Source organism: Micrococcus sp. GPGPB33 (assembly GCF_037853785.1).
In the GTDB taxonomy this organism is placed as follows: domain Bacteria; phylum Actinomycetota; class Actinomycetes; order Actinomycetales; family Micrococcaceae; genus Micrococcus; species Micrococcus luteus.
Map to the genome: position 1 here is coordinate 1,497,258 of NZ_JAQMWO010000002.1, position 15,622 is coordinate 1,512,879.

A 15,622-nucleotide genomic window follows, 5' to 3' on the forward strand; every position below is an offset into this window, starting at 1 on the left:
TCAGTCGGGGCGGCCGCCGTCCGGGTCGGGCGCGTCGTCCTCCGTCGGCGCCGGGCCGGCGTCGTGCCTCTCGTCCTGCGGCACGCCGGTGGCGGCGGCCATGATGTCCACCCGCGGGCCGCGCAGGATGGCGACCGAGACGTTGGTGAAGCCCGTGTTGGCGAGCAGCTCCGAGGCTTCCTCATCCGTCAGGTCGTACGCGTGCGCGAGCATGCGCACGTTCTCCGTGTAGAAGGCGTGCAGGCGGTCGACGCCGCGCAGGAAGTCCAGAGTGTTCCCCATGCCGGGGAGCCTACCGAACGGGCGTGGTGGGCGGGTGGCCGGCGGGTGAACGGCCGGTGGACCGGCCCGCCGGCCGCGGGGGACGACGGGCCGTGCCGCTCAGCCCTCGGCGCGGCGGCTGCGGCGGCGGACCAGCGAGACCTCCATGGTCCGGCCCTCGGTGCGGGTGCGCAGGTACGGCTGGTCCTCCACGAGGGTGGAGAGCTTGGAGTGTCCGAAGTCGCGCGGGTCGAAGTCCACGTGGGTGCGGCTCAGGTGTTGGCCGATCAGGGACAGCGTGGCCCAGCCGTCGTCGGTGCTCGTGGCGTTGACGGCCTTGGTGAGCGCGGCCTGCAGGTCGATGCGCGGGGCGGCGTCGGCCTCGTCGTGCTCGGGCTCGGCCTCGTCCTGCTCGGGGTCGGCTTCGACCGGCACCTCGGGCGGGGTCGGGTCCTCGGTGACGTCCGACGACGAGGCACGGCGGCCCCGACGGCCGGCTCCGGACTTCGCGTTCGGGGCCTTCCCGTCCTTGCCGGCGGCGGCGTCCCCGGCGGGCGCCTCGGCGGCGGCAGGCGCCTCCTCGGCGGCGGGGGCCTCGGCGTCTGCGTCCGTGGCCTCGGGGGTGTCGGTGGCGTCGGTGGTCTTGGACCCGCGGCCGCGGCCTCGACCGCCGCGGCGGGACCCCGAGCGGCCGGAGCCCTCGGACGCCTTGGCGTTCTCCTCCTTGGCGGGGGTGTCCTCACCGGTCTCGTCGTCGTCGACGTCGTGGTCCGTGGCGGTGCCGAGCAGCTCGAGGTAGATGAACTGGTCCACGGCGTTGCGCAGGGAGGCGGGGGTCTTGCGGGCGCCCAGGCCGATCACGCGCTTGCCGCCCTCGCGCAGGCGGGTGGCCAGGCGCGTGAAGTCGGAGTCGGAGGAGACGAGGGCGAACGCGTCCACGTTGCCCATCCAGAGCAGGTCCATCGCGTCGATGATGAGCGCGGAGTCCGAGGAGTTCTTGCCCACGGTGTAGGCGAACTGCTGGACCGGCTGGATCGCGTGGTGGTTCAGCGCCTTCTTCCAGCCGTTGAGGTTGGTCGTGGTCCAGTCGCCGTACGCGCGCTTGATCGTGGGGGTGCCGTAGGTGGCGAGCTCCTCGAGGATCAGGGGGCGAACTTGGGGGAGACGTTGTCGCTGTCCATCAGGACGGCGATGCGCAGGGATGCGGGGGTGGGTTCGGGCATGTGTCCCACCCTAGTCGGCGGCGGTGCGCCCGTGGCCGGCGGCGACCGGGGTCGCCTCCCGCTCGCCCCGGCGCGGGCGGGGCCGCGAGGCGGCGGCCAGCGTGCCGACGACCAGCCCGACGAGCGCCGGGACCACCCAGCCGAAGCCGACCGCGTAGCCGGGCAGCACCCGGCCGGCCAGGCCCGTCAGGGCGGTGACGGGCGGCGTCGTCGCGAGCGCCTCCGGCAGGGCGCCCAGCAGGTCGAAGAAGGCGGCGAGCCCCGTGCAGGCGACCACCCAGCGGGCCACCGCCGGGCGGTCCCGCACCCAGGCCCAGGCGAGGCCGAGCAGGATGACGACGACGGCGATCGGGTAGAGGAACATCAGCACCGGGACGGACCAGGCGATGATCGCCTCCAGGCCCAGGTTGGCGAGCGCGAAGGACACCACGAGGAAGAGGCCCGCCCACAGCCGGTAGGACCCGGGGAACATCTCCGCGAACATCTCGGCGCACGCCACGATCAGTCCGATGCAGGTCTTCAGGCACGCGACGAAGACGATGGCCGCGATGAGGTACGCGCCCGCCGTGCCGAAGAAGTGGCTCGCGGTGCGGGCGAGGACGTCGCCGCCGTTCGCGGCCTGTGCGAACGCGCCGTGGCTCGTGGCGCCGACGTACGCCAGCGAGGCGTAGACCACGGCCATCGCCGCGCCGCCGAGCAACCCCGCCTTGCCCAGCTCCGCCGCCATGCGGCGCGGACCCGTCACGCCCAGGCGCCGGGCGGCGTCGACGATCACGACCGCGAAGGCGAGCGAGGCGAGCGCGTCCATCGTGGCGTAGCCGTCCAGCAGGCCCCGCACGAGCGCCCCGTCGGCGTAGGCAGGGGTCGGCGAGGGCAGGGCGCCCGTGCTCATCGGGGCCACGACGGCGGCCGCCACCAGGGCGCCGAGCAGGACCAGGAACGCCGGGGTCAGGTACCGCCCCACCCACTCCATGAGCCGGCCCGGACGGAACGCCGCGACCGCGGCGACCGCGAAGAACGCCGCCGTGAAGCCGAGCAGCCGCAGGCCGCCGTCGCCCGCCAGGGGCGCGACACCGATCTCATAGGACACCGTGGCGGTGCGGGGGATGGCGAAGAGGGGGCCGATCGTCAGGTACAGCAGGCATGTGAACGCCACGGCGAAGCGCCGGGAGACGGGCGCCGTCATCTCACGGACCGAGCGCGCCCCCGTCACCGCCGAGGCGACGATGCCCAGGACCGGCAGCCCCACCGCCGTGACGAGGAAGCCGAGCGTGGCCGGCGTGACCGCGGTGCCCGCATCCCGGCCCAGGCCGGCGGGGAAGATCAGGTTGCCCGCGCCGAAGAACAGGCCGAAGACGAGCGAGGCCAGCAGCAGGGTCTGACCGGGGCGCAGACGCGGGGGCATCACGGGCCTCTCGACGGCGGACGGGGCGCCACGACTGTACCCGGCGCGCGGGCTCGTGGAGCGGACTCGTGGAGCGGCGGAGCCACGCCCGGGGAGCGGTCAGCCTCCGCGCCTAGACTGGACGGGTCCCCGAACCAGGAGCGTGTGACCCCGTCATGTCCTTCCCGCTGCACCGTCCCCGGCGTCTGCGCCGGTCCGCCGCGATGCGCCGCCTCGTCGCCGAGACGCGCCTGCACCCCGCCGAGCTGATCCTGCCGGCCTTCATCAAGGAGGGCGCCGCCGAGCCCGTGCCGATCGCCTCGATGCCGGGCGTCGTGCAGCACACCGCGGACTCGCTCAAGGCCGCCGCGGCCGAGGCCGCCGAGCTGGGCCTGGGCGGCATCATGCTGTTCGGCGTGCCGGCCACGCGCGACGCCGTCGGCAGCGCCGCCCTGGACCCGGACGGCGTCCTGAACCGGGCCATCCGGGACGTGAAGGCGGAGGTGGGGGACGGGCTCGTCGTGATGTCCGACCTGTGCCTGGACGAGTTCACCGACCACGGCCACTGCGGCGTGCTCACCGCCGAGGGCGCCGTGGACAACGACGCGACGCTGGAGATCTACGCCCGGATGGGCGTCGCGCAGGCCGAGGCCGGTGCGGACGTGCTCGGCCCCTCCGGGATGATGGACGGCCAGGTCCGCGTGATCCGGGAGGCCCTCGAGGGCGCCGGCCATCACGAGACCGCGATCCTCGCCTACGCCGCGAAGTACTCCTCGGCGTTCTACGGGCCGTTCCGCGACGCCGTCGATTCCCAGCTCACGGGCGACCGCAAGACCTACCAGATGGACGCCGCCAACCGGAGCGAGGCCCTGCACGAGGTCGCCCTCGACCTCGAGGAGGGCGCGGACATGGTGATGGTCAAGCCCGCGATGAGCTACCTGGACATCGTGCGCGACGTGGCGGACATGGCGGACGTGCCCGTCTCCGCGTACCAGATCTCGGGGGAGTACGCGATGATCGAGGCCGCCGCCGCGCACGGCTGGATCGACCGGAAGGCCTCGATCGTCGAGTCCGTGCTCTCCATCCGGCGCGCCGGCGCCGACTCCGTGCTCACCTACTGGGCGGCCGAGCTCGGCCGCTGGATGAAGGAGGGGTCCCTGTGACCGCGTCCCAGCCGACCACCAACGCCGCCGCCTTCGCCGCGGCCCAGGCCGTCATCCCCGGCGGCGTCGACTCGCCCGTGCGCGCCTTCGGCTCGGTGGGCGGCACGCCCCGGTTCATGGCCGGCGCGCGCGGCCCGTACCTGACCGACGTCGAGGGCAACGAGTACGTGGACCTGGTCTGCTCGTGGGGCCCCATGCTGCTGGGCCACCAGCACCCCGAGGTCGTCGAGGCCGTGCACGCCGCCGTGGACCGCGGCCTCGGCTTCGGCACCTCCACGCTGGAGGAGACCGCGCTGGCCGAGCTGATCGCCTCCAAGGTCCCGGTCGAGCGCGTGCGCTTCGTGTCCACCGGCACCGAGGCCACCATGACGGCCCTGCGCCTGGCCCGCGGCGTGACCGGCCGCAACCTGATCGTGAAGTTCGCCGGCTGCTACCACGGCCACTCGGACGGCCTGCTGGCCGCGGCCGGCTCGGGCGTGGCGACCGCCGCCCTGCCCGGCTCCGCGGGCGTCACCGAGGCCGCCGCCTCCGAGACCCTCGTGGTGGACTACAACGACCGCGCCGCCGTCGAGGCCGTGTTCGCCGAGCACGGTGAGCGCATCGCCGCGCTCATCACGGAGGCCGTGCCCTGCAACATGGGCGTCGTGGAGCCCGCCGAGGGCTTCAACGCGTTCCTGCGCGAGATCACCCGCCGCCACGGCGCGCTGCTGATCTGGGACGAGGTGCTCACCGGCTTCCGCGCCACCGCCACGGGCGGCTGGGGCCTGTCCGGACAGCCCGAGGGCTGGACCCCGGACATCTGGTGCTTCGGCAAGGTGATCGGCGGCGGCATGCCCGCGGCCGCCCTGGGCGGCTCCGCCGAGATCATGGACCACCTGGCCCCGCTCGGCCCCGTGTACCAGGCCGGCACCCTCTCCGGGAATCCGGTGGCCATGGCCGCCGGCCACGCCACGCTCTCCCGCGCCGACGAGGCCGTCTACGCGGCCGTGACGCGCGCCTCGGACGCCGTGCGCGAGGGCCTCGTGGCCGCGCTCGACGCCGAGGGCGTGGACCACTCGATCCAGCGGGCCGGCACCCTGTTCTCCCTGGCGTTCGGCACCTCCGGCACCGGCGTGCGGGACTACCGGGACGCCCAGGGCCAGGAGGTCTTCCGCTACGCCCCGTTCTTCCAGTCGATGCTGGCCTCCGGCGTGTACCTGCCGCCGTCCGTGTTCGAGGCCTGGTTCGTCTCCGCCGCCCACGACGACGCGGCGGTCACCCGGGTGCTCGACGCGCTGCCGGCCGCGGCGAAGGCGGCCGCGGCGGCGACGCCCCAGGGCTGAGACCCGGGTGCGGGTCGGGGCCGGGCGCTCAGCGCTCGGCCTCGACCGGCCAGTGGCGCGAGACGGTGGCCTGCGGGTCCTTGCGTCGCAGGTACTGCTCGAAGCTCTGCGCCTGCTCGGCCTTCCAGCGGACCTGCCGCTCGTGCAGGTCCGCCGGCGCGACGCGCAGCTGCTCGTACTGGGCGGCCAGGGCGTCGGCCACCTGGACGGCGGCGAGGGCGTCCGCCGCGGAGGTGTGCGCGTTCTCCAGGGTCACCCCGTAGTGCTCGGACACCGCGGAGAGCGTGCGCTTGCCCTTGCGGAACCGGTCCACCTGCTTGTCCAGCACGAACGGGTCGATCACGGGGCGGGCCTCGAGCGGCGTCAGCCCGTGGCGGCGCGCCTCCCGGTCCATCACCGTGAAGTCGTACACGCCGTTGAACGCCACCACGGGGATGCCCGCGGCGAACAGGTCCCGCAGGGTCTCGGTGATCTCCGTGACACCCTGCGCGGCGGGCATGCCCTCCGCCTGCGCCCGCTCCGTGGTGACGCCGTGGACCTCGGCCGCCTCGGCCGGGATGGGCACGCCCGGGTCCACGAGCCACTCGGCCGACGACGCGGCGCGGCCCTGCTCGTCCACCATCACCAGGGTGGCGGTCACGATCAGCGCGGTGCGCGGATCACGTCCGGTGGTCTCGAGGTCGAAGCCGGCGCGGATGCTCTCATGCCAAGTCACGCGCCTCACGCTACCCGGAGCGGCGGACACGACAGGATGGGGTCGTGACCGATCACCCTGTGCTCCCCGGCGCCCGCCACCGCGACGACGGACCGCTCACCCTCGGCGAGGGGCTCGAGGCGCTCGCCCGTCTGGTCCCGCCCGGACGCGCCGTCAGCTACGGGGGGCTGGCCGGCCTGCTGGGGGTCGGCGGTCCGCGGCAGGCCGGCCGGGCGATGGCCGAATCGAGCCCCGGCACGCCGTGGTGGCGGGTGGTCCGGGCCGACGGCTCGCTGCCTCCGGAGCTGGCCGCGCGGGCCGCCGTCGAGCACGAGCGGGAGGCCATGCCCCGCACCCCGGCCGGGCGCGTGGACCTGCCCCGGGCCCGCTGGGAGCCCGACGACGGCGCCGCGCGGGCGATCCGTGCGATCGCCGACCGTATCGTGTCCGGGCCCGGTGCGAGGATGAGGCCATGACCAGGGAACACGGGGTGGACCCCTTCGACGACGACGCGGCGGCGCCGGAACGGGCCGCTCGGCTGGTGCGCACGGCCGCCGCGCCCGAGGACCGGATCACGCTGACGGACGAGCAAGGAGGCGATCGCCTCGCTCGCCCCCGGGCACGGCGCCGTGCTCGTGCTGGGCGCCCCCGGCACGGGGCGCACCACCGTGGCGGTCGAGTACGCGGCCCGCCGGATCGAGGCGGGGCTGGACCCCGAGTCCCTCCTGCTGCTGGCCCCGAGCCGGGATGCGGCGGCGCGGCTGCGTGACGCGCTGACCCGCCGGCTCGCCGCCGCCGGTCGGGGCACCCGCGCCGTCACCCCCGTGCGGACCTGGTCCTCCTACGCGTTCGACCTGCTGCGCCGTGCCCGCGTCACGGGACCGCTGAGGCATCTGGAGGTCGCCCCCCGGCTGCTCACCGGTGCCGAGCAGGACACGGTGATCGCCGAGCTGCTCGAGGGCTACGCCGCCGGCCTCGCCGCCGCGCCGGACTGGCCGGACGACGTCGCCCCCGCCGTGGAGGCGAGGGGATTCCGCCGTGCGGTCCGCGAGCTCGTGGACCGCATGAGCGAGCTCGGCCTCGAGCCGGGCCGCCTGCAGGAGCTCGGCACCGCCCACGGGCGCCCCGAGTGGGAGGCCGCGGCCGTGCTGCTGCAGGACTACCGGGACCGGATCGACCTGGGCATGGCCGAGGCGTTCGACGCCGCCGGGCTGCTGTCCGCTGCCGTCCGCGTGCTCACCGAGCGGCATCCGGAGGACCCGGAGCGCGACGCCGCGGCGCAGGCGTTCGTGGCGGAGGAGCGGGACCGCCTGGCCGTGCTCGTGGTCGAGGACCTCCACGAGGCCACCCCCGCCGTGCACGACCTGCTCAGCGTGCTCGGCCGCGGGCGGGACGTGTTGCTCACCGCGTCACCGGACACCACCGTGGAGGGCTTCCGCGGCGCCCGGCCCGACCTCCTCGCCCGGTACCCCGAGGTCCTCGACCCCGATCCCGTGCCGGGGGCCGCCCCGCCCGCGTCCCCGGACGGACGCGTCCGGGTGCTGACGCGCGGGCACCGCATGCGCGCCGCGGTCCAGGACGCCTACCTCCGCGTGGCCCGCCGGGTCCGCCAGCGCACCGCCGGCGTCGAACGGACCCGCACCGAGACCGTCCCGGCGGACGGCGACGGCGCCGTCCGGGCGCACGTCGTGCCCACCCGCGCCCACGAGGACCAGCTCGTCCTCGAACGGGTGCTGCGGGTCCACCACGAGGACGGGGTGCCCCTGGACCGGATCCTCGTGGTCGCCCGCTCCGGCTCCCGCGTGGCCGCGCTCGCCCGTCACCTGGAGGCCGAGGGCGTCCCCGTGCTGCGGGACGCCGCCGGGCTCGTGCTGAAGGAGGAGCCCGCCGTCGCGCCCCTGCTCACCCTGCTGGACGCGGCGGGGGCGCTCGCGGAGGATCCGGAGGCCCGGGTCGAGGACGTGCTCGACCCGGACGAGGTCGTGGGACTGCTCACCGGCCGGTACGGGATGGCCAGCGCGCTGCACGTGCGGCGGCTGCGCCAGGACCTGCTGGCCGCCGAGCGGGGCCGGGGCGGCCGGCGCACCTCGGACGCGCTGCTCGCCGCGGCCCTCCTGGACCCGAGCCTGGCCGGCCCCGAGCACGAGCGGCACCGCGCCCTGCGCCGCGTCCACTGGATGCTCCGGGACGGCCTGGAGGCCGCCCGCGCCCCCTCGGCCTCGCCCGAGACCGTGCTGTGGGCGCTGTGGTCCGCCTCCGGTCGGGCCGAGCGGTGGCGTTCGCTCGCGCTGCGGCCCGCCGAGCACGCGAACGACCGCCGCGAGTCCCGCCGTGCGGACGCGGATCTCGACGCCGTCGTCGCCCTGTTCAAGGTGGCCGAGCGCTTCGTGGACCAGTTCCCGGGCGCCTCGCCCGAGTCGTTCGCCGTCTACATGGAGTCCCAGGACCTGCCCGTGGACACCCTGGCCCGCCGGGCCGAGTCCGGCGACGCCGTGCACGTGCGCACCCCGCCGCGGCGGCCGGCCAGGAGTGGGACACGGTGATCGTCGTGGGCCTGCAGGAGGGCGTGTGGCCGAACACCCGGTTGCGCGGCCAGCTGCTCGGCGCCACCGACCTCGTGGACCTCGTGACCCTGCCCGCGGACGCCCCGTGGCCCACGGACCACCGCACCCGGCTGCGCGAGGTCCGCCAGGACGAGCTGCGCATGCTCGCGGCCGCCGTCTCCCGGGCACGGCGCCAGGTGGTCGCCACGGCCGTGCGCTCGCCGGATGAGGGCCCCTCCGACTTCCTCGACCTGGTGGACCCGCCCGAACGGCTGCCCGCCGAGGCGCGCGACGCCGCCGGCGTCCGGCGGCTCACCGCGGTCCCCGACCCGATCACGGCGCCCGCGCTCGTCGGCCGGCTGCGCCGCGTCCTGGAGGCCGGGGACGAGGCGGACGCGGCCGACGGGGCGACACCCCGGGCGGCGGCGGCCGCCGGCCTGGCGGCCCTCGCCGAGGACGGCGTGACCGTCGCGGACCCCCGACGCTGGTGGGGCCTGCTGCCGCTGTCCACCGAGGCTGCGCTCGTCGACCCGAAGCACGAGGTCGTCGCGCTCTCGCCCTCCCGCGTGGAGACGGCCCTGCGCAATCCGCTGGACTGGGTGCTGTACCACGTCGGCGCGAACGCGGGCGGAACCCTCGCCCAGTCCGTGGGCACGCTCGTGCACTCGGTGGCCGAGCACCATCCCGAGGGCATGCCCGAGGACGTGCGTGCCGAACTGGAGCGCCGCCTGCCCGAACTCGGCCTGCCGGAGGGCTGGATCACGGAGATCGAGCACGACCGGGCCCGCGGCCTGGTGGACGCCTACATCGGCTACTGGAGCATCGCCCGGGCGGCCGGGCGTCGGCCCGTGGCCCAGGAGGTGCGGCTCCTCGCGGACCTGACCTGGGGCGGGACCACCGTCCGGATCACCGGCGTCGTGGACCGGCTCGAGGCGGACGCGCAGGGCCGACCCTTCATCGCCGACCTCAAGACCGGCCGCAGCGCGCCCACCGGTGCGGAGATGGCGCGCCAGCCCCAGCTGGCCGCCTACCAGGTGGCCGTCCGCGCCGGTGGTCTGGAGCAGGTCCGGGACGACCCCGCCACCGACCCCGCCCTGCGCGCCGCGCTCGCCGGGCTGGAGCGGCCCACGACGCCGGCCGGCGCGGCCCTCGTCCAGCTCGGCGCCGGCACCCAGAAGACCAAGGTGCAGGACCAGCCGGCCCTCGAGGACGAGGACACCTGGGCGCTCGAGCAGGTGTTCACGGCGGCCCGCCGCACCACGGGGCCGCGCTTCCTCGCCCTCCACGAGGCCGGCGCCCGTCGGTGCGCGCTGCCCTCCGTCTGTCCGCTCTGCTCCGAAGGAAGGCAGGTCACCGAATGGCCCCGCTGACCGGCGATCCCGCCGCCCCGACCGATCGTCCGCGCGTCGAGGACGCGGTCCACTCCCCGGAGGACATCGCGGCGCGGCTGCGGCTGCCCCCGCCCACGCAGGAGCAGGCCGAGGTGGTCACCGCCCCGCTCACTCCGCGCCTGGTGCTGGCCGGCGCCGGATCCGGCAAGACCGCCACCATGGCCGACCGCGTGGTGTGGCTCGTGGCCAACGGGCTCGTGCGCCCGGACGAGGTCCTCGGCGTCACGTTCACCCGGAAGGCGGCCGGTGAGCTCGCCGAGCGGATCAACGGGCGCGTGGACGCCCTGCTGCGCTCCGGCCTCGAGATCCCCGGCTTCGACGGGGAGCCCGAGGACCTGGGCCGCGCCTCGGTGTCCACGTACCACTCCTACGCGGGCGCGCTCGTCAGGGACCACGGCCTGCGGATCGGCGTGGAACCGGAGGCGCGGCTGCTGGGGGGCGCGGACGCCCACCGGCTCATGGGCGCCGTGGTGCGTTCGCATCCGGTGGTCGCGGACACCCTCGGCGTGGCCCCGTCCCGGCTCATCACACAGGCCCTGCGGCTGGCCGGGGACATGGCCGAGCACCTGGTGACCGCGGACGAGGTGCGCGGGTTCCTGGCCCGGCTGGCCGAGCAGGGGAGCGCCCTGCCGCTGCCCCCGCGCGCCAAGACCCCCTCGAAGGAGATCCAGGAGTTCCTGACCGGCCTGGCGGACCGCGCCCTCATGGCGGACCTCGTGGCCCGCTACGACGAGGTCAAGCGCGAGCAGGACGTCATGGACTTCGGCGACCTGCTGCGCCACGCGGCGCGCATCGCCGTCGAGGTGCCGGCGGCCGGCGAGCAGGAGCGCGCGCGGTTCCCCGTGGTGCTGCTGGACGAGTTCCAGGACACCTCCCACGCCCAGATGCGGATCTTCGCCGGGTTGTTCGGCCCGCGCGGCCCCGAGGACGACGCGCCCGGGCTGGGGCACTGCGTCACCGCGGTGGGCGACCCCCACCAGTCGATCTACGGCTTCCGCGGCGCCTCCGCCGGACAGCTCTTCGCCTTCCCGCACGCCTTCCCCCGGCTGGAGACCGGTCCCGGCGGCGCCCCGCGGCGTGTGAACGCGGACGTCTCGCACCTGACGATCGCGTGGCGCAACGAGGAGTCGATCCTGGCGGTCGCCAACGCCGTCGCCGCGCCGCTGAACGCCCACGCCGCCGCGGCGGGCGGCGCGCCGGTGGAGGTGCGCACCCTGCGACCCCGACCGGGCGCGGGGGAGGGCGTCGTCCGGGTGGACCGGTTCGTCACCGCGGAGGAGGAGGCCGCCGACGTCGTCGCCCGCCTCGGCGCCCTCACCGGGTCCGGGCCTGGGGGGACCACCCCGAGCCGCGCCGTCCTGTGCCGCACCCGCGCCCAGTTCGGCCCCGTGCTGGACGCGCTCGACGCCGCCGGCCTGCCCTACGAGGTGCTCGGGCTCTCCGGGCTGCTGGCGCTGCCGGAGGTCGCCGAGGTGCTCGCCGTCCTCCACGTGCTGGCCGACCCCACGCGCAGCGACCAGCTCGTCCGCCTGCTCACCGGCCCGCGCTGGCGCATCGGTGTGGCCGACCTCGAGGTGCTCCAGGAGCGCGCCCGGTTCGTCTCGCGGCTGCGGGCCCAGCGGGCCGCCGGTGGGCGGGAGGACCCCGCCGGGGCTGCCCCGGACGCGGCCCCGGACCGGGACGTGAGCCCCGAGGAGGACGCCGACGCCGCCGCCCTGCTGGAGGCCCTCGACTCCCTGCCCGGGGAGGGGACGGACTGGGTCGGCTCCCGCGGCCGCGGCTTCTCACCCGAGGGCCTGGCCCGGCTGAGGGCCGTCAACGCCGAGCTGCGCCGGCTCTCCACGCGCACCGGGGAGGACCCGGCCGACCTCATCGCGGAGGTGATCCGTGAGACGGGGTTGGACGTCGAGGTGGCCCTGCGGCCCGGCGTCTCCGCGGCCGCGGCCCGGCGGCACTTGAACGCGTTCCAGGACGCGGCCCGCGACTTCGGCGCCGGCACCACGGCGACGGACCTGACGGCGTTCCTGGCCTGGACGGAGTCCGTCCTCGAGCACGAGGACGGCCTCGGCGTCGAGAACGCCGAACCCACCCCCGGCCTGGTCCAGGTGCTCACCGCGCACGCCTCGAAGGGGCTCGAGTGGGACGTCGTCGCGGTCCCCGGCCTGCAGGAGGGCACGTTCCCGTCCACGCGGGCGGACCGCTGGACCAGCCCCGGGGCCGGCGCGCTGCCGTGGCCCCTGCGCGGGGACCGCGCGTCGCTGCCGCAGTGGGACGGCTCGTGGGCCCAGGACCAGCGGGACTGGGTCCAGTCGGCCGGCACCAAGTACAGCTCCAAGGCGGCCCAGGAGGGCAACCCGGACCCCTATGCCGTGGCCGTGGCCGCCCACGCCGAGCGCGAGGAGCGGCGCCTGGCCTACGTCGCGTACACGCGCGCGCGATCCGCCCTGTGGCTGAGCACCTCCCTGTTCAAGGGAGTCAACAAGGAGCCCCTGCCGGCCTCGGCCTTCCTCGAGGAGGTGGCCGGTCTGGCGGGGAGGTGCCCGGCGTCGCGCTCGGCCCCGCCCCCGCCGAGGACGACCTGCCCGAGGCCAACCCCGCCGCGGCCCGGACGCTGGTCGCCCGCTGGCCCTTCGACCCGCTCGACGGCCCGGAGGCCTTCGTCGCCGACCCGGAGGACCCCGAGGACGAGGAACGCTGGCAGCCGCTGCCGCACCGCTCCCGGGCCCGCCGGCACGGGGTGGAGGCGGCCGCCGCGGCCGTGCACGCCGCGGACCCGGCGGCGCTCGGGGACGACCCGGAGCTGGCCCGCCAGGTGGACTGGGTGCTGCTGCGCCGCCGGGACGTCGCCGGGACGGGCGGGGAGACCGCCCTGCCCGAGCACGTCTCCGTGTCCCTCTACGGCGAGCTCGCCGCCGACCCGCAGGCCGTGGCCGAGCAGCTGCGCCGGCCCCTGCCCCGGCCGCCCGCGCACGCGGCGCGACGCGGCACGGCGTTCCACGCGTGGCTCGAGGAGCGCTTCGGGGCCACCGGCATGCTGGACATCGACTCGGCCGAGGACGCCGCGGACCTGTGGGTCGACGAGGCCCTCGACCTCGGCCCGATGCAGGAGTGGTTCCGCTCCTCGCGCTGGGCGGAGCGCACCCCGGCCTTCGTCGAGGCCCCGGTCGAGACGACGGTCGGCGGGATCACGCTGCGGGGCCGGGTCGACGCGATCTACCGCTCCGGCGGGGACCCCCGCCTGCCCTTCGACCCCGAGGCCGACTGGGAGCTCGTCGACTGGAAGACCGGCGCCGTGCCGCGGGGCCGCGACCTCGAGCTCAAGTCGCTGCAGCTGGCCGTCTACCGGCTCGCCTGGTCACGGCTGCACGGGATCCCGCTGGAACGGATCGGGGCCAGCTTCGTGTACGTGGCCCACGGGCAGGAGCGCTCCTTCCCGGACCTGCCGGGGGGGAGGAGGAGCTCGAGCGTCACATCACGGACGCCCTGGCCCGCCGTTGATCGGCCGCACCACCTCGACGGCGGGCAGCGACCCCGTCTCCGGGTCCGCGCTCCTCACGGCCGCGGCCTCCCGGGCGTCCTCCGCCGCATCCCGGGCGTCCTCGGCGGCGTCGGCGGCCGCGTCGGCCTCCGCCTGGCGCGCGGCCGCCTCCTGCGCGGCGCGCACGTCGCCCTCGAGCTCGGCCAGCATGGCCTCCGCCTCGGCGACCATCCCCTCGTCGTGCCGGTCCAGGCCCCGCGTGAGCCACTGGGCGAGGGCGAACTCGGCGAGCAGCGCCGCACGGCGCATCAGGTGGGCGTCGCCGTCGTCGGCGGCCCCCGCGTCGGCCCGCCGGGCCGCGTAGGCGTCGAGGACGCGGTCGGCCAGGTCCGGGTCCGTGGCGGCGGCCAGCCAGGCGACGTCGTCGGCCGGGTCGCCCACGTGCAGGTCCGTCCAGCCCGTCACGCCCACCACGCGGCCGCGTTCGAGGAGCAGGTTGTCCTCGTGCAGGTCACCATGCACGGGCACCGGGGTGAACCGCCACAGGGGCTCTTCCTCCATGGCCTCCTCCCAGCGGCGCAGCAGCAGGGGCGGCACGCGGCCGGAGGTGGCCGCCTGGTCGAGGGCGTGGAGGTGACGCTGCCGGATCTGCTCCGCCGTGTAGGAGGGCAGGTCCGCGTGGTCCACGACGTCCGAGGGCAGCGTGTGGATCGCGGCCAGCACGCGGCCCACGTCCTGCACCGCGGGCTCGCCGAGTCGGGCCAGCTCCTCCAGGGTGACGGGACGCCCGGGCATGTCCTGGTAGACGAAGGTGCGCAGCCCCTCGAGCCGCACCGCGCCCGCCACGGAGGGCGTGCGGAACGGCAGGCCAGCGCGCACCGCCGGGGTCAGGCCTGCCAGCACCTGCAGCTCCGTCTCGAGACGGATGCCCGCCTCCGGGGTGCGGGGCGAGCGGACCCGCCACCGCTGGCCCTCACCGTCCACGACGACGGCGGTCGAGAAGTCCGCGGGGTCGTCCGGGCTCGCCTCCACGGAGACGGGGGCGAGGCCGGGGACGGCCGCGGCGGCCAGGGCTGCAAGACGAAGGGGCTGACGATCCACCCCTCCAGCCTAGGCGCGGAACGCCCGCCCCCGTCGTCGGGCGCACCGGAGACGGGTCGCTAGCCTGGACGCATGGCTTCCTGCCCCCCGTCGTCGTCCGACCTCACCGCCGCACCGCCGCTGGCCCTGCCGCTGGCCCGCGAGGAGCTGGACCGCGGTGCCGTGGCTCGCCTCGACCCGGGCCACCTGGCGGCGGTCTGGGCGCGCGAGGGAACGGAGGTCCTGTGGCTGCAGGGTGGCCGCGCACCCGTCGCGGACGGCCGGCTCGTCTTCACCGCGCCCTCCGGTCCCGTGCCGGCCGAGGCCGCGTATCTGGGCCGCGGCACCGCGGCGGACCGGGGCCCGCACGGGCGGGAGCGCGAGGTGGTCTCCGTCGCCGTCGAGCCGCCGGCGGCCCTGCCGGAGGACGCGGCCACCGCGCTCGCGGACGCCGTGTGGGTCGGCCTCCGCGATGCGGCCGCCGCCCTCAGCGACGCGGACACCGGGCTGTTCGTGGCCGCTGTCGCGAACGCCAACTGGCACGCCACCCACCGCTTCTGCGCGTTCTGCGGCGGCGCCACGGACGTCGAGGCGGCCGGCTGGGTGCGTCGCTGCCGCAACTGCTCCCGGGAGCAGTTCCCGCGCACGGACCCGGCGGTGATCGTGGCCGTCATCGACCCGGCCGGGCGGATCCTGCTGGGCCGCAACGCGGCGTGGCCCGAGGGGCTGTACTCCTGCCTGGCCGGGTTCGTGGAGCCGGGGGAGTCCCTCGAGCACGCGGTGGTCCGGGAGATCGCGGAGGAGTCCGGGATCACGGTGACGCAGCCGCGCTACCGCGGCTCCCAGCCGTGGCCGTTCCCGCGCTCGCTCATGCTCGGTTTCACCGCGCTGGCCCCGGCCGGTGCCGAGCCGGTCCCGGACGGCGAGGAGATCCTCTCCGTGCGCTGGTTCGAGCGGGAGGAGCTCGCGCATCTGGCCCGCGAGGGCGACGTCACCCTGCCCGGGGCTGTGTCCATCGCGCGGGCACTCATCGAGGATTGGTACGGTGGGACGCTGCCCGATGCGCAGACCCTGATCACCTAG

Annotated in this window: 11 protein-coding genes and 2 pseudogenes; 8 read left to right on the plus strand and 5 right to left on the minus strand. The window is 76.1% G+C overall.

The genetic code is table 11. The features are described from left to right. The 3 genes from POD19_RS07215 to brnQ form a co-directional block, all read right to left on the minus strand. Positions 1-282: a hypothetical protein gene (locus tag POD19_RS07215; protein WP_036314326.1), complete on the minus strand. Its 282-nt coding sequence runs from the start codon at positions 280-282 to the stop codon at positions 1-3. 99 nt (positions 283-381) lie between these two features. After that, the gene (locus tag POD19_RS07220) at positions 382-1,464 is read right to left on the minus strand and encodes an NYN domain-containing protein (protein ID WP_340309505.1); all 1,083 of its coding nucleotides are present in this window, start codon (positions 1,462-1,464) and stop codon (positions 382-384) included. Positions 1,465-1,494: 30 nt separating this feature from the next. Further along, positions 1,495-2,889: a branched-chain amino acid transport system II carrier protein gene (brnQ, locus tag POD19_RS07225; RefSeq protein WP_340309400.1), complete on the minus strand. Its 1,395-nt coding sequence runs from the start codon at positions 2,887-2,889 to the stop codon at positions 1,495-1,497. A 155-nt stretch (positions 2,890-3,044) separates the two neighbouring features. Between brnQ and hemB the strand changes: the two genes are divergently transcribed. Together hemB and hemL are read left to right on the plus strand one after the other, a co-directional pair. Then, positions 3,045-4,031 carry a porphobilinogen synthase gene (hemB, locus tag POD19_RS07230; RefSeq protein ID WP_036339256.1) on the plus strand — a complete coding sequence of 329 codons (987 nt, stop codon included), beginning with the start codon at positions 3,045-3,047 and terminating at the stop codon, positions 4,029-4,031. Next, complete coding sequence (gene hemL / locus POD19_RS07235) at positions 4,028-5,353, plus strand: glutamate-1-semialdehyde 2,1-aminomutase (protein ID WP_036381097.1); 1,326 nt, start codon at positions 4,028-4,030, stop codon at positions 5,351-5,353. The genes hemB and hemL overlap by 4 nt, the downstream gene beginning before the upstream one ends. Positions 5,354-5,381: 28 nt before the next feature. Here hemL and POD19_RS07240 read toward each other — a convergent pair whose 3' ends face one another. Further along, positions 5,382-6,068, minus strand: coding sequence for a 3'-5' exonuclease (locus POD19_RS07240; RefSeq protein WP_036339262.1), 687 nt, complete (start codon positions 6,066-6,068; stop codon positions 5,382-5,384). Positions 6,069-6,112: 44 nt separating this feature from the next. On the opposite strand from POD19_RS07240, the gene POD19_RS07245 reads away from it, so the two are divergent. The 5 genes and pseudogenes from POD19_RS07245 to POD19_RS07265 form a co-directional block, all read left to right on the plus strand. Next, positions 6,113-6,523, plus strand: coding sequence for an MGMT family protein (locus POD19_RS07245; RefSeq protein ID WP_036314337.1), 411 nt, complete (start codon positions 6,113-6,115; stop codon positions 6,521-6,523). Positions 6,524-6,676: 153 nt separating this feature from the next. After that, complete coding sequence (locus POD19_RS07250; RefSeq protein WP_340309401.1) at positions 6,677-8,590, plus strand: UvrD-helicase domain-containing protein; 1,914 nt, start codon at positions 6,677-6,679, stop codon at positions 8,588-8,590. A gap of 5 nt (positions 8,591-8,595) precedes the next feature. After that, positions 8,596-9,960 (plus strand): PD-(D/E)XK nuclease family protein, encoded by a 1,365-nt coding sequence (locus POD19_RS07255; protein ID WP_340309402.1) that lies wholly within the window; start codon positions 8,596-8,598, stop codon positions 9,958-9,960. Continuing rightward, positions 9,948-12,383, plus strand: a pseudogene (locus tag POD19_RS07260) (ATP-dependent helicase); the annotation flags it as partial. The gene POD19_RS07255 and the pseudogene POD19_RS07260, both read left to right, overlap by 13 nt. A 524-nt stretch (positions 12,384-12,907) precedes the next feature. Next, positions 12,908-13,336, plus strand: a pseudogene (locus tag POD19_RS07265) (PD-(D/E)XK nuclease family protein); the annotation flags it as partial. A gap of 117 nt (positions 13,337-13,453) precedes the next feature. Here the strand turns inward: POD19_RS07265 and POD19_RS07270 are convergent. Further along, entirely contained in the window at positions 13,454-14,560 is a 1,107-nt protein-coding gene (locus POD19_RS07270) for a phosphotransferase (protein WP_073117089.1), read from the minus strand. Positions 14,561-14,632: 72 nt separating this feature from the next. On the opposite strand from POD19_RS07270, the gene nudC reads away from it, so the two are divergent. Further along, on the plus strand, positions 14,633-15,622 hold the full coding sequence (gene nudC, locus POD19_RS07275) for an NAD(+) diphosphatase (RefSeq protein WP_073117090.1): 990 nt from the start codon (positions 14,633-14,635) through the stop codon (positions 15,620-15,622).